At 38.9% G+C, this 23,130-nt stretch carries 22 protein-coding genes; 20 read left to right on the forward strand and 2 right to left on the reverse strand.

Annotated elements, in window-relative coordinates; all coding sequences use genetic code 11:
* Positions 1-15 precede the first annotated feature (15 nt).
* From aroB to queG, 16 genes are all read left to right on the forward strand, one after another.
* A complete protein-coding gene (gene aroB / locus IGL42_RS06150) occupies positions 16-1,092 on the forward strand; it encodes a 3-dehydroquinate synthase (RefSeq protein ID WP_002357583.1) in 1,077 nt (358 codons plus the stop codon).
* 1 nt (position 1,093) lies between these two features.
* The gene (gene aroC, locus IGL42_RS06155; protein ID WP_010707588.1) at positions 1,094-2,260 is read left to right on the forward strand and encodes a chorismate synthase; all 1,167 of its coding nucleotides are present in this window, start codon (positions 1,094-1,096) and stop codon (positions 2,258-2,260) included.
* A gap of 33 nt (positions 2,261-2,293) precedes the next feature.
* Positions 2,294-3,388, forward strand: coding sequence for a prephenate dehydrogenase (locus IGL42_RS06160; RefSeq protein ID WP_010710389.1), 1,095 nt, complete (start codon positions 2,294-2,296; stop codon positions 3,386-3,388).
* 6 nt (positions 3,389-3,394) lie between these two features.
* A complete protein-coding gene (gene aroA, locus IGL42_RS06165) occupies positions 3,395-4,681 on the forward strand; it encodes a 3-phosphoshikimate 1-carboxyvinyltransferase (RefSeq protein ID WP_002357580.1) in 1,287 nt (428 codons plus the stop codon).
* 19 nt (positions 4,682-4,700) lie between these two features.
* On the forward strand, positions 4,701-5,207 hold the full coding sequence (locus tag IGL42_RS06170; RefSeq protein ID WP_002357579.1) for a shikimate kinase: 507 nt from the start codon (positions 4,701-4,703) through the stop codon (positions 5,205-5,207).
* Between the two features lie 7 nt (positions 5,208-5,214).
* Complete coding sequence (gene pheA, locus IGL42_RS06175) at positions 5,215-6,063, forward strand: prephenate dehydratase (protein WP_002374851.1); 849 nt, start codon at positions 5,215-5,217, stop codon at positions 6,061-6,063.
* Positions 6,064-6,206: 143 nt separating this feature from the next.
* On the forward strand, positions 6,207-7,379 hold the full coding sequence (locus tag IGL42_RS06180; protein ID WP_010710388.1) for an LCP family protein: 1,173 nt from the start codon (positions 6,207-6,209) through the stop codon (positions 7,377-7,379).
* Between the two features lie 75 nt (positions 7,380-7,454).
* Positions 7,455-8,303, forward strand: coding sequence for a DegV family protein (locus tag IGL42_RS06185; protein ID WP_002382324.1), 849 nt, complete (start codon positions 7,455-7,457; stop codon positions 8,301-8,303).
* 193 nt (positions 8,304-8,496) lie between these two features.
* Positions 8,497-8,691, forward strand: a complete 195-nt coding sequence (locus tag IGL42_RS06190) for a hypothetical protein (protein WP_002357574.1) — start codon at positions 8,497-8,499, stop codon at positions 8,689-8,691.
* Positions 8,692-8,702: 11 nt separating this feature from the next.
* Positions 8,703-9,179, forward strand: coding sequence for a hypothetical protein (locus IGL42_RS06195; protein ID WP_002357573.1), 477 nt, complete (start codon positions 8,703-8,705; stop codon positions 9,177-9,179).
* Between the two features lie 77 nt (positions 9,180-9,256).
* A complete protein-coding gene (locus tag IGL42_RS06200) occupies positions 9,257-9,589 on the forward strand; it encodes an ACP phosphodiesterase (protein WP_002357572.1) in 333 nt (110 codons plus the stop codon).
* A gap of 35 nt (positions 9,590-9,624) precedes the next feature.
* Positions 9,625-11,679, forward strand: coding sequence for a cation:proton antiporter (locus tag IGL42_RS06205; protein WP_002360309.1), 2,055 nt, complete (start codon positions 9,625-9,627; stop codon positions 11,677-11,679).
* Between the two features lie 110 nt (positions 11,680-11,789).
* Entirely contained in the window at positions 11,790-13,679 is a 1,890-nt protein-coding gene (locus IGL42_RS06210) for an ABC-F family ATP-binding cassette domain-containing protein (RefSeq protein ID WP_025191824.1), read from the forward strand.
* A 17-nt stretch (positions 13,680-13,696) separates the two neighbouring features.
* Positions 13,697-14,644, forward strand: a complete 948-nt coding sequence (locus tag IGL42_RS06215) for a thymidylate synthase (protein ID WP_002384508.1) — start codon at positions 13,697-13,699, stop codon at positions 14,642-14,644.
* 17 nt (positions 14,645-14,661) lie between these two features.
* Complete coding sequence (gene dfr / locus IGL42_RS06220) at positions 14,662-15,156, forward strand: trimethoprim-sensitive dihydrofolate reductase (RefSeq protein WP_002384507.1); 495 nt, start codon at positions 14,662-14,664, stop codon at positions 15,154-15,156.
* A gap of 23 nt (positions 15,157-15,179) precedes the next feature.
* Positions 15,180-16,349 carry a tRNA epoxyqueuosine(34) reductase QueG gene (queG, locus tag IGL42_RS06225; protein WP_002365666.1) on the forward strand — a complete coding sequence of 390 codons (1,170 nt, stop codon included), beginning with the start codon at positions 15,180-15,182 and terminating at the stop codon, positions 16,347-16,349.
* 13 nt (positions 16,350-16,362) lie between these two features.
* Here the strand turns inward: queG and lexA are convergent, their stop codons facing one another.
* Positions 16,363-16,983 carry a transcriptional repressor LexA gene (gene lexA / locus IGL42_RS06230; RefSeq protein WP_002357566.1) on the reverse strand — a complete coding sequence of 207 codons (621 nt, stop codon included), beginning with the start codon at positions 16,981-16,983 and terminating at the stop codon, positions 16,363-16,365.
* Between the two features lie 150 nt (positions 16,984-17,133).
* On the opposite strand from lexA, the gene IGL42_RS06235 reads away from it, so the two are divergent.
* A complete protein-coding gene (locus IGL42_RS06235) occupies positions 17,134-17,376 on the forward strand; it encodes a DUF896 family protein (protein ID WP_010710385.1) in 243 nt (80 codons plus the stop codon).
* Between the two features lie 71 nt (positions 17,377-17,447).
* Entirely contained in the window at positions 17,448-19,442 is a 1,995-nt protein-coding gene (tkt, locus tag IGL42_RS06240) for a transketolase (RefSeq protein ID WP_010710384.1), read from the forward strand.
* A gap of 36 nt (positions 19,443-19,478) precedes the next feature.
* On the opposite strand, the gene IGL42_RS06245 is transcribed toward tkt, so the two are convergent.
* Positions 19,479-20,684: an MFS transporter gene (locus tag IGL42_RS06245; protein WP_002401500.1), complete on the reverse strand. Its 1,206-nt coding sequence runs from the start codon at positions 20,682-20,684 to the stop codon at positions 19,479-19,481.
* 354 nt (positions 20,685-21,038) lie between these two features.
* Here IGL42_RS06245 and IGL42_RS06250 point away from each other — a divergent pair, with 354 nt between their 5' ends.
* Complete coding sequence (locus IGL42_RS06250) at positions 21,039-21,899, forward strand: glucosaminidase domain-containing protein (RefSeq protein ID WP_002357562.1); 861 nt, start codon at positions 21,039-21,041, stop codon at positions 21,897-21,899.
* 228 nt (positions 21,900-22,127) lie between these two features.
* Positions 22,128-23,060: a cysteine synthase A gene (gene cysK, locus IGL42_RS06255; protein ID WP_002357561.1), complete on the forward strand. Its 933-nt coding sequence runs from the start codon at positions 22,128-22,130 to the stop codon at positions 23,058-23,060.
* Positions 23,061-23,130: the final 70 nt, after the last annotated feature.

Genomic DNA, 23,130 nt, shown 5'->3' on the forward strand with positions numbered 1-23,130 from the left:
AGAGGAGTAGAGGACATGAAATTAACCGTAACGTTACCTACACATTCATATGATTTAACCATCGAAACAGGTGCCTTAGATAAAATTGGCACCTGGGTACGTAGCCTGTGGCAGCCACAACGGGTAGCGATTATTACCGATGAAACGGTGAATAAATTATATGGCGCAGCTGTTGAGAAAGAATTGCAAGCTGCTGGTTTTGAAACATCATTGATTGCTGTAGCGGCAGGTGAACAAAGTAAGAGCCTCGAAACAGCTCAGCTGCTTTATGATTTTTTAGCGGAACAGCAATTGACTCGAAGTGATGGTCTAATTGCTCTAGGTGGAGGCGTTGTGGGAGATCTAGCTGGATTTGTCGCTTCAACCTATATGCGCGGTATTCACTTTTTACAAGTACCAACAACCTTACTGGCACAAGTAGATAGTAGCATTGGAGGTAAAACAGCGGTTAATACTAAAAAAGCCAAAAATCTTGTCGGTACTTTTGCCCAACCAGATGGGGTTTTAATTGATCCTAATACACTTAAAACATTAGAACCTAGACGTGTTCGTGAAGGAATTGCAGAAATTGTAAAATCAGCAGCTATCGCTGATGTTGAATTGTGGCACCGTTTATCCTCTTTGGAAAATGAACAAGATTTAGTGGCACATGCAGAAGAAATTATCACGGCCTGTTGCAAGATTAAACGTGATGTCGTCGAAGAAGATGAATTAGATTTGGGCTTACGTTTGATTCTGAATTTTGGGCATACGATTGGCCACGCATTAGAAAATACAGCTGGTTACGGGGTGATTGCTCACGGTGAAGGCGTTTCTTTAGGAATGATTCAAATAACTCAAGTCGCAGAACAACAAGGGCTTTCCCCACTTGGGACTACCCAAGAGTTGGTCACCATGCTAGAAAAGTTCCATTTACCAGTAACCACAGATCGTTGGTCAGAAGAACGTCTCTATCAAGCAATTACACATGATAAAAAAACACGTGGGGGACAGATTAAAATCATTGTCTTAGAAAAAATTGGTCAAGCGAAAATTGTCTCTTTACCAACGGAAGAAATTCGAGCATTTTTAAACAGAGAAGGAGGAATTTAAGATGCGCTTTATTACAGCAGGCGAATCACATGGACCTGAATTAACTGCTATTATTGAAGGCTTACCAGCCGGCTTGCCTTTAAGTAGCGAAGAGATTAACCGAGAATTAGCAAGACGTCAAGGCGGTTACGGTCGTGGGGGACGGATGAAAATTGAAAAAGACCAAGTACGTATTACTTCGGGTATTCGGCATGGTAAAACACTTGGCTCACCAGTAACGTTGGTTGTCGAAAACAAAGACTGGAAAAATTGGACCTCCGTGATGTCAGTAGAGCCAGTTCCTGAAAAACAAAAGAAAATCCGCCGCGTCAGCAAACCACGTCCAGGACATGCTGATTTAGTTGGTGGCATGAAATATCAACATGATGATTTACGGAATGTTTTAGAACGGTCTTCGGCACGAGAAACAACGATGCGTGTGGCGATTGGTGCGGTTGCTAAAAAACTCTTAGCTGAACTGGATATCCAAGTCGCTGGGCATGTCGCGGTATTAGGCGGGATTGAAGCTACGATTCCTGAAAATTTAACGATCCGTGAAATTCAAGAACGGTCTGAACAATCTGCCGTTCGCGTATTAGATCCTTCCGTAGAAGAAAAAATGAAAGAACTAATTGACCAAACCAAGAAAAATGGCGATACAATTGGTGGGGTAGTAGAAGTACTTGTGGGTGGCGTTCCAGCTGGCTTAGGTAGCTATGTTCAATGGGATCGTAAACTAGATGCCAAAATTGCGCAAGCTGTTGTAAGCATCAATGCTTTTAAAGGTGCTGAGTTTGGCATTGGATTTGAAATGGCGCAACGCCCTGGTAGTCAAGTGATGGACGAGATTGTTTGGGACGAAAGTACTGGTTATACCAGAACTTCCAACAATTTAGGCGGTTTTGAAGGAGGAATGACCAATGGAATGCCAATCATCGTTCGTGGTGTCATGAAACCTATTCCAACCCTTTATAAACCATTACAAAGCGTGAATATTGATACAAAAGAGCCTTATAAGGCCAGCGTTGAGCGCTCTGATAGCACGGCGGTACCGGCCGCTAGCGTTGTTTGTGAAGCCGTTGTTGCAACGGAAGTAGCGAAGGCTATGCTCGAAAAATTTGATAGTGACTCATTTGAACAAATGAAAGAAGCAGTGAAACGTTATCGTCTATATACTCAAAACTTTTAATGGAAGAAAGTCGCAAGTATATGGAGGGAAAAAATGAAGAAACGTATTTTAATCGTAGGATTAGGGCTAATCGGGAGTTCACTGGCTTTGTGTATCAAAAAAGGACATCCCAACAGTGAGATTATCGGTTTCGATAATCAAGCGGAGTCAACTGAATTTGCTAAGAAAACGGGTCTAATTGATGAGATAGCTGAATCTTTAACAAGTGGGGCAAGACGAGCAGAGATTATTTTTCTTTGTTCCCCAGTTAAAGCAACTTTAGTACAACTAGAAGAATTAAACCAATTATCACTAGAAACTGCTCTGATCACAGATGTGGGTAGTACCAAGGTGGAAATTAATCAGTTAGCAACAAAGCTTAACATGAAAAATTTTATTGGTGGTCATCCAATGGCTGGTTCACATAAATCCGGCGTAACAGCCGCTGATGAACGTTTGTTTGAAAATGCCTACTATATTTTTACCGATGACCATGGCGAAAAAAACAAACAGATTCAGGAGTTACAAACATTACTAAAAGGAACGCATGCGAAGTTTATTACGATGCCTGCACAGGAACATGATGAAATTACTGGTGCTCTAAGTCACTTGCCACATATTGTTGCCGCAGCTTTAGTGAACGAAAGTCAGCAACTGAATACCACTTACCCTAGAGCACAGCAGCTAGCGGCTGGAGGATTCAGAGATATTACTCGAATTGCTTCCTCTGATGCAACGATGTGGACGGATATTTTATTAAGCAATCGCTTAGTATTATTGGACTTACTAGAAAATTGGCAAAAAGAGATGACTACTGTTTGCCAATGGTTAACAGAAAAAAACGCCCCAGCTATTCGTAATTTTTTTGATAAGGCCAAAGAAACACGTGCTCAATTGCCTATTCACAAAGAAGGCGCAATTCCAGCTTTCTATGATCTGTTTGTTGATGTACCAGATCAACCAGGAATCATTGCTGAAATTACGCAAATTTTAGGCGAAGCGGACCTTTCTCTTACAAATATTAAAATTTTAGAAACGAGAGAAGAAATCTATGGGATTCTTCAATTGTCTTTTAAAAATCAACCAGACTGCCAAGCTGCAAAACAAATTTTATCTAAAGAAACGAACTATACGTGTTATGAAAAATAAGAGGTGATGAGGGTGCAACTACGTACAAATGTGAAACATTTACAAGGGACTCTGATGGTTCCTAGCGACAAATCGATTTCCCATAGAAGTATTATGTTTGGAGCAATTTCTTCTGGAAAAACGACGATTACAAATTTTCTAAGAGGCGAAGATTGTTTAAGTACCTTAGCGGCGTTTCGTTCTTTGGGTGTGAACATTGAAGATGACGGGACGACAATCACCGTTGAGGGGCAAGGATTTGCAGGTTTAAAAAAGGCGAAGAATACAATTGATGTTGGAAATTCAGGGACAACAATTCGCCTAATGCTGGGCATTTTAGCTGGCTGTCCCTTTGAAACGCGCCTAGCTGGTGATGCGTCTATTTCTAAACGACCGATGAATCGTGTGATGCTTCCTTTAAACCAAATGGGAGCGGAATGTCAAGGGGTTCAGCAAACGGAGTTTCCGCCAATTTCTATTCGCGGGACTCAAAATTTGCAACCGATTGACTACACAATGCCTGTTGCGAGTGCTCAAGTGAAATCGGCTATTTTATTCGCCGCTTTGCAAGCCGAGGGCACTTCTGTAGTGGTTGAGAAAGAAAAGACACGTGATCATACAGAAGAGATGATTCGACAATTTGGTGGGACACTTGAAGTAGACGGCAAAAAAATTATGTTAACTGGACCGCAACAATTAACAGGTCAAAATGTGGTAGTTCCTGGTGATATCTCTTCTGCAGCTTTCTTTTTAGTTGCGGGTTTAGTAGTCCCAGATAGCGAGATACTTCTGAAAAATGTTGGCTTAAATCAAACGCGGACAGGTATTTTAGATGTGATTAAAAACATGGGTGGTTCCGTCACTATTTTAAATGAAGATGAGGCCAATCACTCTGGCGATTTACTTGTAAAAACGAGTCAATTGACAGCTACAGAGATTGGTGGCGCTATTATCCCACGTTTAATTGATGAGTTACCGATTATTGCTTTGTTAGCTACTCAGGCTACTGGCACGACAATCATTCGAGATGCAGAAGAATTGAAAGTCAAAGAAACCAATCGGATTGATGCAGTAGCGAAAGAATTAACAATTTTAGGCGCCGACATCACGCCTACTGATGATGGCTTAATTATACATGGACCAACTTCTTTACATGGTGGAAGAGTTACCAGTTATGGGGATCATCGTATCGGGATGATGTTACAAATTGCTGCATTACTTGTAAAAGAAGGCACTGTTGAATTAGATAAGGCTGAAGCAGTTTCAGTTTCTTATCCAGCATTTTTTGACGACTTAGAACGTTTAAGTTGTTAACGAAGGAGGATAACGAACCATGGAAAGCATTGTTTTAATTGGTTTCATGGGTGCGGGTAAAACAACTATCGGCCAAAGTTTGGCCAATAAACTAAAGATGCCTCATCTTGATTTAGATACAGCGTTAATTGAAAAAATAGGACGCTCAATTCCTGACTATTTCGAAAAATATGGTGAAGCAGCTTTCCGAGAACAGGAAACCCAACTTTTAAAGGAGCTGTCAAAAAATACAGCCGTCCTTTCAACTGGGGGCGGGATTGTTGTCGGACCAGAAAATCGTAGCTTATTAAAATCTTTTCAGCAAGTGATTTATTTACATGCGACACCAGAAGAGCTGTTAAAAAGAATCACAGAAGATACTGAAAACCAACGGCCCTTAGCTATAGAACGTTCTTCAAAAGAAATCATTACTTTGTTTGAGTCTCGTAAAAATTTTTATGAAGAATGTGCGAAGATGACAATTGATACGACCAATCGCTCACCAGAAGAAATTATCAATGAAATTCTGCAACAATTAAAGGAGTAGAGAAACGATGAAAGTTGGTTATTTAGGTCCGATTGGTTCCTTTACGTACAGTGCAACGTTGGCTGCTTTTCCTGATGCTACATTGATACCGTACGCATCGATTCCAGCTTGCTTGAAAGCAATTGAACAGCAAGAAGTGGCATGTAGCATTATTCCAATAGAAAACACGATTGAAGGAACTGTTAACGCATCGATAGATTATTTGTATCATCAAGCGCAGTTACCTGTCCAAGCAGAGTTAGTTTTACCGATTCAACAACAATTAATGGTGGCAAAAGAGAATCAAGCGATCTGGCAACAAAGTCAGAAAATTTTATCACATCCGCAAGCATTAGCTCAATCGCAGATGTTTCTAGAGAAAAACTTTCCAGAAGCGATTTTAGAAGCAACGCCTTCAACAGCTTACGCCGCCAAATACATTGCAGAACATCCAGAATTACCTTTTGCAGCTATTGCACCAAAACTTTCTGCGGAAATGTATGATTTGACCATTGTTGAAAAAAATATACAAGATTTATCGGTAAATCAAACCCGATTTTGGGTTCTTGGTTCTGAAAATTTAGCGATTTCTTTCCCGCTATCTGAGAAAAAAATAACGCTGGCGATTACGATGCCAAGTAATGTTCCTGGCTCTTTACACAAAGCATTAAGCGTGTTTAGTTGGCGAGGGATTAATCTTAGCAAAATAGAATCGCGGCCGTTGAAAACAAAGCTCGGAGAGTACTTCTTTTTAATGGACTTAGTGAATGATCAACCAGAAAAACTAATTGAAGCAGCTTTAACAGAACTGGAACTGATTGGCGCAGAAATAAAAATTTTAGGGGATTACCCGATCTATGTTTTGTCCACACTTTAAAGAGTTAAAAATGAAAATGAAGCTTACTTATTAGATAAAGTGAGTTTCATTTTTTATTAAATTACATATTTGTAATAGGAATTTCCTGCGAAATGAGGTATCCTAAGAAAGGTGATAAAACACAGAGGTAAAGGAGTGACACGATGAGTCGTGTAGATCGTTATAAACATATTCATGAAAAATCGAGACCAGCAGAGCATAAAAAGACCTTTAATCCCCGAAAATCAATGGGTGAACATAGAGAAGAAGAACCAGAAGAACTAGCTGAAAGCCTTCAAGAGCCAGTTTACGAAGACAGCTATACTGAGGACAGTCGCAGAAGTGAGAGGCGACATCAAACAGATTCAGGTGGTGGCAACGGTTCTGACCAACCACCCCGCGGAAAAAAAGACAAGAAACCAAAAAAGAAACGTAAAAAATCAAAAACAAAACGCTTTTTCAAATGGCTAGTAATCCTATTGATTCTGTTATTTGCTTATAGTACAGTCATGTTTTTAAAAGGAAAATCTGCAGCAGAACATGATGACTCGTTGCCTCAAGAAAAAGTAGAAACATTTAATGGTGTCAAAAGTAGCAACGGGGCTAAGAATATTTTAATTCTTGGCAGCGATACACGTGGGGAAGATGCTGGACGAGCCGACACAATAATGGTTCTCCAACTAAATGGACCATCAAAAAAACCGAAATTAATTTCATTTATGCGTGATACATTCGTGGACATTCCTGGTGTCGGGCCGAATAAAATTAATGCCGCATACGCTTATGGCGGTGCTGAATTGGTTCGTGAAACGTTAAAACAAAACTTTAATTTAGATACGAAATATTATGCTAAGGTAGATTTCCAATCATTTGAAAAAATTGTTGACTCTATGTTTCCAAAAGGTGTCAAAATCGATGCAGAAAAATCACTGAATTTAGATGGCGTTGATATTGAAAAAGGGCAACAGGTCATGGATGGACATGTCTTACTTCAATACGCTCGCTTTAGGATGGATGAAGAAGGCGACTTTGGTCGGGTTCGTCGCCAACAACAAGTTATGTCAGCTGTAATGAGCCAAATGAAAAATCCAATGACTTTATTAAGAACCCCAGAATCACTTGGGAAATTAGTCGGCTATATGTCGACAGATGTGCCTGTCAGTTTCATGCTAACGAACGGACCATCATTGATGATTAAAGGAAAAGCAGGGGTTGAGTCATTATCGGTTCCGGTACCAGATTCTTGGAATTTTGGTGAATCCTCTTATGCAGGCAGTATTTTAGAAGTAGATGAACAAAAAAATGCTGACGCCATCGAAAAATTCCTGAACGAATAAGGAAAGCATTTTAAAATATCCTTTTTTATGCTATATTAGAAACAACGTGGAAAATTAGTGAAACGAGGTTACAAAATGAAAATTGCTATTGTGACAGATAGTACAGCTTATTTACCCGAGCGCATTAAAGATCATCCGAATCTTTTTGTAATTCCCATCCCAGTCATTTTAGATGGAAAAATATACAACGAAGGCATTGACATTGAAGCAGATGAATATTATGCATTGCTAAATAATAGTAAAGAATTTCCGACGACTTCACAACCTGCTTTAGGAGAAGTGTTAGAGCTTTACAAATCAATCGCTGAACAAGGGTACGACACCATCATCAGCATTCATCTTTCTTCAGGAATCTCTGGTTTTGTTCATACATTGCACGGACTTACTGATGAAATCCCAGGCGTTGCTTTGTATCCATATGACTCAAAAATTACAAGTATGCCAATGGGACACATGGTAGAAGCTGCTTTAGATTTAACAGAAGAAAAAGCCAGCTTAGAAGAAATTTTTGCCAAATTAGATTTAATTCGTGACAATACGTATGCATATCTAATTGTAGAAGATCTGAACAACTTAGTTCGTGGCGGTCGCTTAACGAATGGCGCAGCCTTGATTGCTGGACTATTGAAGATTAAACCTATCTTGACTTTTGAAGATGGAAAGATTGTATTATTTGAAAAAATCCGTTCAACAAAGAAAGCTTTTGCTCGTGCAGAAAAGATTATTGGTGAACGAAACGCAGGGATTGAAGCACCAGTTAAACTGTACGTGATTCATGCCAATAACCGCATCGTTGCTGAAAAAGAACAAGCAAAATTACAAAAGCTATACCCAAATGCAGAAATTGAAATCGGTCATTTTGGTCCAGTTATCGGGACCCACCTAGGGGAAAAAGCAATTGGTTTAGCGATTTCAGCTCAATAATAAAAGATGAGACAAAAGTAAACTACTTCTGTCTCATTTTTTATTCTATTATTTTATCGTTCGCTGCTGTTACTCAGCCGAATACTTTTTGTTTATAAGAAAATGTAAAATTACTCCTTTTTATTAGAAAATATCTTGCAAATTAAGCAATTCCTTACAAAGTAATGTATACTAAGGAAGAGGAGGCGGTTAAATGAAAAGAAATATAGCCTTGTTGCAAAGCGAAAAAATGAAAAAAGTTCAAGCTTTAGCAAACTACTACCAAGAATCAATTGACTTACCGCCTGGAAAAAACCGTGAGGCGGTTATCAAAAAGATTAACGAATCAAAAAAAGAAATTAAAGAAATAAATGATATATTAACAGATATTCAAAAGAAAAAGAAATAAAGGAGTCGTTTGTGATTATCGATGGATTTACGTTATTGCTATTTTTATTTGTCGTCGTTATGTATGGTTACTTTTACTTCGTACGTAAAAGTATTGTAATTCCGGCTGCAAAACATCCTACAACAAAATATTTAGTTGCTTTTTTTAGTTTAATGATTCTGGCCAATGCATTTTCGGCAGGAGATAAAATTGAAATGATTCGAAGTGTGTTATATATTTTGATTATCTTCAGTTTTCTTTACGATGCAAGAGGTTTTGCGGAGGACTGTATTATTACGCATCCTTTTGACAATCGGGGCACGGCCTTTAAAGATATCGAAAAGATTGTCCTTGTTCAAAAGTCGAACGGTATTCGTTTAGGGTATTTAAAAAAAGGCAGAAGAGGGGTGGTTTTACGCTTTTCTGCGCCACTAGAAGAAATGGTTCTTTTTCTTTCAACACGGATGAATGAAGAGGCAGAAATTGATATTATTGTTAATGAAGATTAACCATGTTCAGCTCCTAGAAATCAGCTTTTCCCGCGTTAAGTTTTGTCTGAATTTCTTTTGAAAAAAAGAAAGCAATTTTGCTTGTACTTTTGGTAAAATTTGTTATAATTAGTCAGATTAAATTTTGGAAGGAAGTTGTTTCGGTGAGTGAAGAATTTGAAAAGTGTGTCGCTGACTTGAAAAAGAAATATCAAGCAATCCCTGAAGAAAAACGACAACACTTTGCAGAACGTATGCAAAAGAAAAATTTCTTACGCTACAAAAAAATTGAATTAATTAAAGGAGAACTTCTTCGTTTAGAAGCACGACGCGCTCAATTGGAACTTTGCGAACGCAGTTCTGAGTTAGAAGAAGTTGAAAAGAAAATTATTCTTAAAAAGAAAAAATTACTTAAATGTTTTGATCGGTAAGTCAATAAAAATTTAATATAGAAGGGAATGATAGGATGGAATTTACCTTTCTAATCATTGTTTTTGCACTGTCTATTACCTTCTCAAACATATTCAACCGGATTGTTCCCGTCATTCCGCTGCCAATTGTGCAAATTATTGTAGGCGTTCTAATTGGTTTAACTAAAATGGGGCAGGAAATTGAATTTGAGCCTGAAGTGTTTTTAGTAATGATTATTGCACCGCTTTTATTTAGAGAAGGGGAGCTAATCAATCTGAAAGCAATGATGAAAAATTTCGGGATGATTCTTTTCTTGGCCTTTTTTGGTGTGTTAATTACCTTAGTCGGAGTCGGCTGGACCCTGCATATGATTTTGCCTACTTTACCATTAGCCGCTTGCTTCGCTTTTGGGGCGGCTTTAGGGCCAACGGATGCGGTGGCGGTAGGTTCGTTATCAGGTCGAATTGACATTCCTGAACGTTCGATGAACATCTTATCTGGTGAAGGACTCATTAATGATGCATCAGGCGTTACAGCCTTTCAATTTGCATTAGCGGCTTTATTAACGGGGTCATTTTCGCCGGTGGAAGCGGCAGGGACCTTGGTTATTTCCAGTATTGGTGGAGCGGTAGTCGGAATCGTGTTAGTTCTATTAAAACAGCAAATTGTTCATTTACTTGAAACTGCGGTGGCAAAAGATGTTACAGGCTACTTGTTGATTGAATTACTCTTGCCATTTATTGCTTATTTAATTTCAGAGTTGATTGGCGTTTCTGGAATTATTGCCGCTGTGATTGCTGGAATTATGCAAGCGTCTAGTTTGAAAAAAGTTTCGCTTTTTGAAGCAGAACTGTCAAATGTTGGCGAAAGTATTTGGAGTATGATTGAGTTCACCTTAAATGCCTTAGTTTTCTTATTCTTAGGAATTGAACTTTCTCAAGTGTTTTCGCCAATTTGGATTGACCAACAATATTCAAACTGGTTCCTACTAATGGTTGTTCTAATTATTAGCGCCGTTGTCTTTTTGATTCGTTTCTTAGCCATTTTCAGTGTTTACACGCTTCAACATGGCCTTAAGAAAGTTAAAAACGCAATGAATGAAATGCTGATTTTAACTTTTGGCGGTGTTAAAGGAACAGTGAGTTTAGCCACCATCTTTATTTTGCCAACAGCGATTAACGGCGAGCATTTTAAAGAACGACCGTTATTACTATTCATTACGGCTTGTGTTATTTTGGTGACTCTGATTGGCGGGATTCTAGTTTTACCATTTTTAACTGATTCAGAGACGGAAGTGGAAAATGAAGAGTCAGTCGAAATTGATTTATTACGTGATGTTATTGATGTCTTAAAACAGCAAAATGAAGAGAATCCTCGTGGTGAAATGAATGCGGTCATTGAAAATTATCAAGATCGTTTAAAAGAATTGTATACCGAGCAGCTAAGTGCAGAACGAAAACAAGAAGTGCAAGAGTTGCGGACGTTAATTGTGTCCATTGAACGAGACGGCTTAGAAGAAAGTCTGAAACAAGGAGAAATTAGTGTCAGAAGTTATCGTATGTATCAACGCTTAATTACACGGATGCAACGGTCGATTGCCAAACAATTATTATCGATTGTAGGCTTTTGGTTATTATTTGCTCGACAAATCATTTCGATTCTTTTACATCCTAAGCTATTTTTCAATCGTGGTGAAGCTTCTGAAGAAGAAAAAGAATTACGAAATGAAGAACTAGAAAATATTCGCCAAGTTTTTCTAAGAAATTCTCAAGTTATTCTGAAGAGTTTAGATAATTTGCGCGGTGTCTATGATGATGATTTAATTGATTTCTTCATTGACGGACGCTTGGATTTAGCCCATAAGTTTGAAAAAGGCGAATTTATTGATTCATATATTGTTCATACGGAGACAGACTATGTCAAAGACCTATTATTAGGCTTCCAAGAAGAACGACGGATGATTGATCATTACGAACAATCTGAACGCATTTCAATTATCGAAGCGAACGAGTTACGAAAAAATGTCAATTTATTAGAGAGTTATTCGATTAGCGGCGAAGTGAATAATGTTCCGCTGAAACGATTTGTTAAAAATTTTAATAAAGAATAAGTAATAGTGTATGAGATGAAACCAAGATGATTTTTATCTCATGCACTTTTTTTATAATCCAATTTTTGATACAATAAGCAAGACCAAAATAGAAGGAGTTGGTAGTGTCGGTGAAAGAATTAAAAGTAACAGATTTAACCAAAACATATGGGGAAAAAACACTATTTGATCATCTTTCTTTTTTGATTCATGAAAAAGATCGCATTGGTTTAATTGGGATTAACGGCACAGGGAAAACCAGTTTATTAAATATTATTGCTGGCGTAGATAGCGGTGATGGTGATTTTGCTGCAATTCAGCAGCCAAGTGATTATCAAATTGGGTACCTTTCCCAGAATCAAACATTTGACGAGAATATTACGATTGCAGAAGCCGTGTTTCAGGGAGACAGCCCGATCATAAAAGCGGTCAAAAATTATGAATTAGCGTTAGCTGCTTTAAGTGAGAATGGTTTAGACGAAGGGGTTCAAAGACGTTACACGCAAGCAGAAGAAGCCATGAATAAACAAGATGCTTGGACAGCAGATACCAATGCAAAAATTATTTTACAAAAATTAGGTATTCCCACATTGGAAAAGAAAATAGGTGAGCTTTCTGGTGGGCAGTTAAAACGAGTAAGCTTGGCGCAAGTCTTAATTGAAGCGCCTGATTTACTGTTATTGGATGAACCAACGAACCATCTGGATTATGAAACGATTGAATGGCTGGAAAACTTTTTAAATAACTATCGTGGCGCGGTTTTAATGGTGACCCATGACCGCTACTTTTTAGATCGAGTAACCAATCGGATTTTCGAACTTTCTTTTGGAAAACTGTATGAATACAAAGGAAACTATGAAACGTATGTGATGGAAAAAGCCGAACGTGAACGTGTCGCTGTAGAGCAAGAAGAAAAAAGAAAACGCCTCTTCAAACAAGAACTTGCGTGGATGCGAGCAGGCGTTCAAGCACGAGGAACGAAACAGCAAGCAAGAATTGATCGGTTTCAGGATTTAAAAGAAAACTTGCATCAGGTACAAACCAATGGCACCTTAGAAGCAGACTTTGCCACGCAACGTTTAGGGAAAAAAGTTCTGGAAATCAAGGAAGGAAATTATGCCATTGATCATAAACAGCTTTTGAAAGACTTTAATTTACTCATTCAAGCAAACGATCGAATTGGCATTACTGGTAAAAATGGTGCAGGAAAATCCACGTTATTAAATATTTTAGCTGGACGCATTCCTTTAGAGAGTGGCCTATATAGTATCGGTGAAACCGTCCGAATTGGCTATTATACCCAGCAAAACGAAGAAATGGACCCTAATCAACGGATGATTGCTTATTTGCAAGAAGCAGCAGAAGAAGTGAAACGAAGTGATGGAAGCAGCGTTGGGGTCGCTGAAATGTTAGAGCGCTTTTTATTTCCTCGTTTTATGCATGGCACACTGATTGGCAAACTGTCTGGTGGAGAAAAACGCCGGTTATATCTCTTAAAATTATTAATTAGTCAGCCTAACGTGTTATTATTGGATGAGCCAACCAACGATTTGGACATTGATACGTTGACCATTTTAGAAGATTATATCCAAACGTTTAAAGGAGCGGTAATTGCGGTTTCTCATGACCGTTATTTCTTGGATAAAACAATGGATAAATTGTTAGTTTTTCAAGGAAATGCTCAGATCCTATCATTTTATGGCACAATGAGTGAATATTTGGCGAACCAAAAAGAACAAGAAAAGGTCAAAGAAAAACCGCTCAATAAACCAGTAAAAGAAGCATCGACAGAAAAGAAAGAAAAAACAAAGCTGACTTATATGGAACAAAAAGAGTGGGCAACAATTGAAGAAGACATCACACAATTAGAAACGAAATTAGAAACATTAACTGAAGAAATGAATCATCAGGGTGATGATTTTGTTCGTTTACAAGAATTGCAAGAAGCAGTAACAGCAACGGAACAATTGTTAGAAGAAAAAATGAATCGTTGGGAATACTTGAGTGAATACGCGGATTAAGAGACGGAGGGAATAAGATGGAAGAAGCATACTTAGCGCTAGGAAAAAAGATTTTAGAAGAAGGTCATTTTAAAGAAGACCGTACAGGAACTGGGACGTATAGTTTATTTGGCTATCAAATGCGTTTTGATTTGGCCAAAGGATTTCCCTTACTAACAACCAAACGAGTACCGTTTGGCTTGATTAAAAGTGAGTTATTGTGGTTTTTAAAAGGCGACACGAATATTCGCTATTTGTTAGAGCGAAATAATCATATTTGGGATGAATGGGCGTTCGAACGTTACGTAAAAAGCGCAGATTATCAAGGACCAGACATGACGGATTTTGGGCATCGTGTCTTACAAGATCCAGCGTTTGCAGAACAATACAAAGAAGAACATCAAAAATTCTGTGACACCATTTTAAATGATGCAGAGTTTGCAGAAAAATATGGTGAATTAGGGAATATTTATGGTGCGCAATGGCGTCACTGGGAAACCAAAGATGGTAGCTTTATCGATCAATTAGCTAATGTGATTGAAATGATTAAAACCAATCCTGATTCTCGCCGTTTAATTGTTTCCGCTTGGAATCCAGAAGATGTGCCTTCAATGGCGTTGCCGCCTTGTCACACTATGTTTCAATTTTATGTAAATGAAGGGAAATTAAGCTGTCAACTTTATCAGCGCAGTGCCGATGTTTTTTTAGGTGTTCCTTTTAACATTGCAAGCTATGCTTTATTGACACATCTGATTGCACATGAAACAGGTTTAGAAGTGGGGGAGTTTGTACACACGCTAGGAGATGCCCACTTATATCAAAATCATGTGGAGCAAATGCAAGAACAATTATCACGAGAAGTTCGTTCTTTCCCAACGCTCGTTTTGAATCCAGACAAGGCTTCTGTTTTTGATTTTGATATGGAAGATATTAAAGTAGAAGGCTATGACCCACATCCAACGATTAAAGCGCCGATTGCCGTATAAAAAAGGAGAGAGAAGCTATGTTAGCAGCTATTTGGGCCCAAGATGAACAAGGAGTGATTGGTAAAGAAGGCAAATTGCCTTGGCATTTACCCAATGACTTGAAATTTTTCAAGGAAAAAACAATTCATAATACATTGGTCTTAGGACGTGCAACTTTCGAAGGCATGGGATGTCGTCCGCTACCAAATCGAACAACGATTGTCCTAACCAGTAATCCGGATTACCGAGCTGAAGGCGTTTTGGTTATGCATTCCGTAGAGGAAATTCTTGCGTATGCTGACAACTATGAAGGTGTGACCGTTATTGGTGGAGGTTCTGTCGTTTTTAAAGAACTGATTCCCGCATGCGATGTCTTATATCGGACGATGATTCATGAAACGTTTGAAGGCGACACTTTCTTTCCAGAAATCGACTGGTCTGTTTGGGAAAAAGTTGCCACTGTTCCCGGCGTCGTGGACGAGAAAAATCTCTATGCACATGACTATGAAACGTATCATCGAAACGATAAATAATAAAATGAAGGGAGGCATGAGCAATGCCGACATTGAAAGAAAAAATTATTCAAGAGAGTCAACGTTTAGGCATCGATAAAATTGGCTTTACTCATGCTGAACCATTTATTGAATTAGAAGATTCTCTGCATGAACAACGAGAGCGAGGATATAACTCGGGGTTTGAACATCAAAATGTGGAAGAACGAATTTACCCAGAAAAAACGTTTGAGCATCCTAAAAGTATTATCTCCATTGCTTTAGCTTATCCCACCAAAGCTCAGGGAAAAATGCCTAGAGATGAAAAGCGTGGCCAATTTGCGCGAGCCTCTTGGGGAATTGACTATCATCACATTTTGCAGGATCGGTTGCAAAAATTAATTGCTTTTATTGAAGAGCAAGCTGCCACTGAAGCAGAAAAAGAACACTGGCGCTTTCGGCCGCAAGTGGATACTGGCGAATATGTCGACACCGCTGTTGCTCAGCGGGCGGGTTTAGGATTCATTGGTAAAAATGGTCTACTGATTACCGAAGAATTTGGTTCCTTTGTATATTTAGGTGAGGTGACCACCAACATTCAATTTGAGCCAGATGAACCTGTTCCAAACGGTTGCGGTGATTGTACTCGTTGTATCACAGGGTGTCCTACAGGGGCTTTGTTAGGGGACGGTCGAATGAATGCTCAAAAATGTTTGTCTTATCAAACGCAAACAAAAGGCATGATGCCTGAAGAGTATCGGAAAAAAATGCGTAACGTCATTTATGGTTGCGACATTTGTCAGCTGGTTTGCCCTTATAATAAAGGAAAAGATTTTCATTTTCATGAAGAGATGGAACCAAAGATTGAAGAAGTTTATCCCAAATTAGCACCGTTATTAACTATTTCCAATAAAGAGTTTAAACAGCAATTCGGACACTTAGCAGGCTCTTGGCGTGGTAAAAAACCATTGCAACGGAATGCTTTAATTGCGTTAGCGAATTTGGGCGGCCGTGAAGCTATCCCACAAATTATTCTCTGTTTAAATGATCAGCGTCCTGTCATTCGCGGAACAGCTGCTTGGTCGTTAGGTCAGCTCGCAAAAAGAGAACCCGAGCAAAGTTTAGAAGCTTTAAATTATCTACTTTCTGTAGAAACTGAAGAAGAGGTTATCGAGGAAGCTCAAAAGGCTATTCACTTGTTAACAAGCAAAAAAGGAAGCCGCTCAACGGAGTGACTTCCTTTTTTTATTAAATATGATTGCGATATAAACCAACAACTTTACCTAAAATTGTAACGTTATCTAAAAGAATAGGCGCTAATGCATCATTTTCAGGCTGCAAGCGGATATGATCTACTTCTCGGAAGAATCGTTTACAGGTTGCTTCATCTTCATCGGTCATTGCGATTACGATGTCGCCATTATTGGCGTTCGATTGCTTACGAACAATCACTTGGTCGCCATCTAGAATACCTGCGTTAATCATACTTTCTCCTCGAATCGTCAACATAAATAAAGCATTTTCTTCTGTACGTAAATCAGGAGGTAACGGGAAGAAATCTGATGCTTCTTCCACCGCTAAAATTGGTTCACCAGCAGTTACGACACCTAACATCGGAATAGTTGTCGGCTGAATCCCAATCTTTTCCAAGCCTTCTGGTGTTAATTCGATTGCTCGCGGTTTTGTTGGGTCACGTAAGATTAGACCCTTTTTTTCAAGACGAGCTAAATGTCCGTGAACGGTAGAAGTTGAGGATAAATCAACAGCCTTCCCAATTTCGCGAACGGTTGGCGGATAGCCCTTTAATTCGACTTGTTCGTATATATATTTAAGTACTTCTAATTGTCTTGTTTCTGTACGTTTCGCCAAAACCCGCACCTTCTTTCAATTGATAAAATTAGTGTACCATAAAATGCGAACGAAATCAAACAAGCGTTCGTGTTTTATAAATATCAGAATATAGTTGTTTTTTTAAGGCAGTTCTTATAATATAGACAGTGAGAGTAAGGAGGGATTTTGATGTTATCGAAAGAAAAAATTGCCCGTATAAATGAATTAGCGAATAAAGCAAAAGCGGAAGAACTTAGTGCGAAAGAAAAAGTCGAACAACAAGAATTACGTAAAGAGTATTTAGAAGCATTTCGTGGAGGAATGCGTCACCATATCGAAGGAATGAAGGTCGTGGATCAAGAAGGGACCGATGTGACTCCTGAAAAACTAAAAAAAATTCAGCGTGAAAAAGGACTTCACAACAGAAAGTAATTGCTTTCATTGTCGAAATAAGCTACACTATGAATAAAGGTAAAAAAAACCTAAATTAGGAGATGATTTTTTTGTTTGACAAGACAGATCAATTGGGCGTTAATACAATCCGGACATTAAGTATTGAAGCCGTACAAAAAGCGAACTCAGGACATCCTGGTTTACCAATGGGTGCTGCCCCAATGGCGTATGCACTTTGGACAAAACATTTAAAGGTGAACCCAACAACTTCTAGAAACTGGGTTGATCGTGATCGTTTTGTACTTTCAGCAGGCCACGGCTCTGCAATGTTGTACAGCTTATTACATCTATCAGGATACAACGTAACAATTGACGATTTGAAAAATTTCCGTCAATGGGATAGTAAAACACCAGGGCATCCAGAAGTGCACCACACAGATGGTGTTGAAGCAACAACAGGACCTCTAGGACAAGGGATTGCTATGGCTGTTGGTATGGCAATGGCTGAAGCGCATTTAGCTGCAACTTATAATCGTGATAGTTTCCCTATTATGGATCATTATACGTACGCAATTTGTGGTGACGGCGATTTAATGGAAGGTGTTTCCCAAGAAGCAAGTTCAATGGCTGGTCATATGAAATTAGGTAAATTAATTGTCTTGTACGATTCAAATGACATCTCATTAGATGGACCAACTTCTAAAGCCTTTACTGAAAATGTTGGGGCTCGTTATGAAGCATACGGATGGCAACATATTTTAGTTAAAGATGGCAATGATTTAGATGAAATAGAGGCTGCGATTGAAGCGGCTAAAGCTGAAACAGATAAACCAACATTGATTGAAGTTAAAACAGTCATTGGTTACGGAGCACCAAAAGAAGGAACTTCTTCCGTTCACGGCGCGCCAATTGGTGAAGAGGGCATTACAGCGGCTAAAGCTGTTTATGGTTGGGAATATCCTGACTTTACTGTGCCAGAGGAAGTCGCTGCTCGTTTTAAAGAAACGATGATTGACGAAGGCCAAAAAGCTGAAGAGGCTTGGAATGAGATGTTTAAGAACTATGAACATGCGCATCCAGAATTAGCCAAACAATTTAAAGAAGCTTTTGCCAACCAATTACCTGAAGGTTGGGAACAAGAATTACCTAAATATGAACTAGGAACAAGTGCCGCAAGTCGTGTAACAAGTAAAGAAACGATTCAAGCTATTTCAAAAGTTGTTCCAAGTTTCTGGGGCGGTTCAGCTGATTTATCAGCCTCAAATAATACAATGGTTGCTGCAGAAAAAGATTTCGAACCTGGTCAATACGAAGGCCGTAATATTTGGTTTGGTGTTCGCGAATTTGCAATGGCTGCAGCAATGAACGGGATTCAATTACACGGTGGTAGTCATGTTTATGGCGGGACATTCTTCGTCTTTACTGACTACTTACGTCCAGCAATCCGTTTAGCCGCTTTACAAAAAGTTCCTGTAACTTACGTCTTAACGCATGACTCTGTTGCGGTGGGTGAAGATGGGCCAACACACGAACCAATTGAGCAATTAGCAAGTGTTCGTTGCATTCCAAATGTTCATGTGATTCGTCCAGCAGACGGCAATGAAACTGTTGCTGCTTGGAAAATTGCTATGACTTCTACGGAAACACCAACTATTTTAGTTCTAAGTCGTCAAAACTTACCTGTTTTAGAAGGAACGTTAGAACACGCTTCTGATTCTGTTCAAAAAGGTGCTTATGTATTGTCACCACAAAAAGGTGAACAACCAACAGGGATTTTAATTGCGACTGGTTCTGAAGTAAATCTAGCAGTGGAAGCACAAGCTAAATTAGCGGAAGAAGGCATCGATGTATCTGTCGTGTCAATGCCAAGTTTTGATTTGTTTGAAAAACAATCTGCTGAATATAAAGAAAGTGTGTTACCTAAAGCTGTGACAAAACGTGTGGCAATTGAAGCTGCAGCAAGCTTTGGTTGGGAACGCTATGTAGGAACGGAAGGCAAAACAATTACAATTGATCACTTCGGCGCTTCTGCACCTGGCGGTCTAGTTCTTGAAAAATTCGGCTTTACTCCTGAAAATGTGGTTAATACCTATAAATCACTATAAATAAACATTAAAAAACCTGAATGCTTGTGATAGCATTCAGGTTTTTTTGCTCCATTTCTTTTTGGGAGCAAAGAGCATAAAGTGAAAAAATAATGCGAACAATTGGAACCCAATACCAGTTAAAGTAACACCAGACCAACCATAGTTTTGCCACATTAATGTACCAATCAATGAACCCAGTGAACCGCCGATGAAATAGAAAAACATAAAGACGGTATTGTTACGATTGCTGGCTTCTTCTCCCAAATTTTGGACGCGTGTTTGATTGGCTACTTGCCCAAATTGAGTACCGATATCTAAAACAATAATTGCTAAGATTAGTAAGACCACATGTGTTCCACCTAGAAAAAGTAAGATAAAACTACCGAACTGCATCAACAGGCCAATCAAAACAATCTTCCGCTCTGGATAATAATCGGATAGACGACCAATGATGGGTGCTACGAATGCTCCCGATAAACCAAAAATTGCTAAAATACCGACTTCTTTCGGTCCCCAATAATAAGCTGGACTACTAACAAAGAAAATTAATGTAGACCAAAAGATTGAAAAGGTTGCAAACATAAAAAAGCCATTGACAGTTGCTTCTCTTAACAAAGGTTGCGCTTTGATTAGCTTAGGAAGACTTTTCAAAGAACCTAAATAAGTTAATCGATTTGAAGTTTGAGTATGTATCACTGTTTTGGGCAATTTTAATTGAAGTAGAACGACCAATGCTAACACGAATATTACGGCGATTAGGTAGACTGTTCGCCAAGAAGCTGCACTAGCAATGAAACCCGAGATCGTTCGAGACAATAAAATTCCTGTCAATAGTCCGCCCAGCATTCGACCTGTTACTTTACCACGGTTCGCTGGTCCCGCCATGACCGCAGCATAAGGAATAATAATTTGGGCGACAATAGAGAGCAGCCCGATAAAAAAAGAAGAGAGTGCAAAAAGGAGAAAACTTGGTGCAAAAAACGCAGCACTTAGAGACAGCGAGGAGAGCGCGGCTACTCGAATGATTAATTTGCGACGATCAACGACATCGCCTAATGGAACAAGAAAAAGTAAGCCTAGCGCATAGCCTAATTGGGTCAGCATAGTAACAAAACCAATAGAACCAATACTGACTTGAAAGGCCTGAGCAATTTGGGTGCCAATTGGTTGAATATAATACATATTGGCGACCACGACCCCGCAAGTTAACGCTAATAAAAACGTCACTTGATTTGTTAAACCCGATTGTTGTTTCTTCATCTAACCACCTACATTTCTATGTAATTCATTTTGTAATACAACAACTACTCGGCAATAGTTGTTTTGATTACAAAAACAGACTTCTCTTATAAAGTTTGTTCAAAAAGTGACAAGTCCATTAAAAATTTTATCACAATAAATAAAGAAAAGTAAGAGGATAAATAACAAAAATCTCATCAAATTGAAAAGAAGAAGTGGTTGTTTTCACAAGTGTGAAGAGGGTTAATTAAATACAAACAAGATTTCAATTACATTACAGAAATTTTAAAACTCAAAATTTAATACGTTTATTTCTTGTTTCAATAGGAAATTAACGGTAAAATAGAAAAGTGAGACAGTGAGGAGGAAAAATGAATGAGCGAACAGTTAACAAGAAGTAGTAAACATATTCAAAAAGCTCTTAAAAAGCAAAAAGCTTATAAACGTGCTACCGCCGTTGCGGGGACTTCAATGATTTTAGCACCTGTGGTTGGTGCTGCGGTACCTGCCCAAGCAGAATCAAGCCAGCAAGCATTTATTAATGAAATCGGAAATTCAGCAGCAGCCGTTGCCAATAGCAATGATATGTATGCTTCCGTCATGATTGCTCAAGCGTTGCTAGAAAGTAGTTATGGTAGTTCTGGGTTAGCATCTGCACCGAACTATAACTTGTTTGGTGTAAAAGGAAGTTATAATGGACAATCTGTTTATATGCCAACAAAAGAATATTTAGACGGACAATGGGTGACCGTCACAGCAGCATTTAGAAGTTATAATTCTTATGCGGAATCGTTCCAAGATCATGCCAATGTTATTCGTTCCACTGCTTTTGGGGATACATACCATTATTCAGGCGTTTGGAAGAGTAATACTAGCAGTTATCGCGATGCAACAGCCGCTTTAGCTGGAAGTTATGCAACTGATCCAGGCTATGCCGAAAAATTGAATTGGTTAATTGAAGCATATAATTTAACTCAATATGATTGGGGAGCACCAGTCGCTCAAACCACTAGTTATTCAGATACAACGGGAACCGTTGATACAACAATCGATACAGCGGCTTCTGCAACAGCAACAGCAGAAACTGTAGCTAGTCAAAGTTACACTGTCGCAAACGGCGACACATTGTGGGACATTGCTGCACGTTTTGGAACGACAGTTGATAATTTAATGTCACTAAATGGATTAACATTGGATTCTGTTTTATCGGTGGGTCAAACCATCCAAATCGGTTAATTTTGCAATTATTTAGTTGAAGAAGGACCTTACAAAAGCGACAGTTTTTGTAAGGTCTTTTATCGTGAAAATAGGTAGGGCTAGCAGCAATTATTTGATGAGCATAATCCGTTTTTTTATTTAATTTTTCACAAACTAAAATTCGTTTTTCTGGTAGAAATCGTTTTTTTGAGCTATGCTTAGAGAAAGAATTATTATATTGTTTGTAAAATTGGAGGATGTAGGATTATGACTAAAGGTTATGTAAAATCAGTAACAGAGTTAATTGGTCAAAGCCCAGTTGTGAAATTAAAACGGATGGTACCAGAAGGAGCTGCAGATGTTTTTGTTAAACTAGAGTTCTTTAATCCTGGTGGCAGTGTGAAAGATCGAATTGCTTTAAGCATGATCCAACAAGCCGAAGCAGATGGTCGCCTAAAACCTGGACAAACGATTATTGAGCCGACTAGTGGTAATACAGGCATTGGGTTAGCAATGGTAGGTGCTGCGTTGGGATATCCAGTTAAGATTGTGATGCCAGATACTATGAGTATTGAACGCCGCAAATTAATGCAAGCATATGGGGCTGATTTATTATTAACCCCTGGTGCCGAAGGAATGAAAGGGGCAATTGCAAAAGCCACAGCATTAGCAGAAGAACACGGATACTTCATGCCTTTGCAATTTAATAATCCAGCTAATCCAATGGTACATGAACAAAAAACAGGAAAAGAAATTGTTGATGTCTTTGGTAAACGTGGCTTAGATGCGTTTGTTTCTGGTGTTGGCACTGGAGGAACCGTTACAGGAGTTGGCCATGAATTGAAACGGATTTTTCCAGACATTGAAATTGTTGCAGTAGAACCAACGGAGTCGCCTGTTTTAGAAGGTGGCGAACCAGGTCCACATAAAATCCAAGGAATAGGCGCTGGTTTTGTCCCAGAAGTTTTAGACACCACCGTTTATCAAAAAGTTGCCGCTGTTTCTAGTGAAGACGCATTAGAAACTGCTCGTTTAATGGGGCCAAAAGAAGGCATCCTTGTGGGGATCTCAGCAGGGGCAGCAATTAAAGCTGCCATTGATTTGGCAGTTGAATTAGGCGCAGGCAAACGTGTCTTAGCGCTGGTTCCGGATAACGGCGAACGTTATCTTTCGACAGCTCTTTACGAATTTCCAGAATAAAAAACACGCCAAAAAACGAGCATTTCTCTTAGTTTAGTAAAATGCTCGTTTTTTCCACGAGAATCCTACA

This window comes from Enterococcus sp. DIV0712 (genome assembly GCF_050554855.1).
In the GTDB taxonomy this organism is placed as follows: Bacteria; Bacillota; Bacilli; order Lactobacillales; family Enterococcaceae; genus Enterococcus; species Enterococcus faecalis.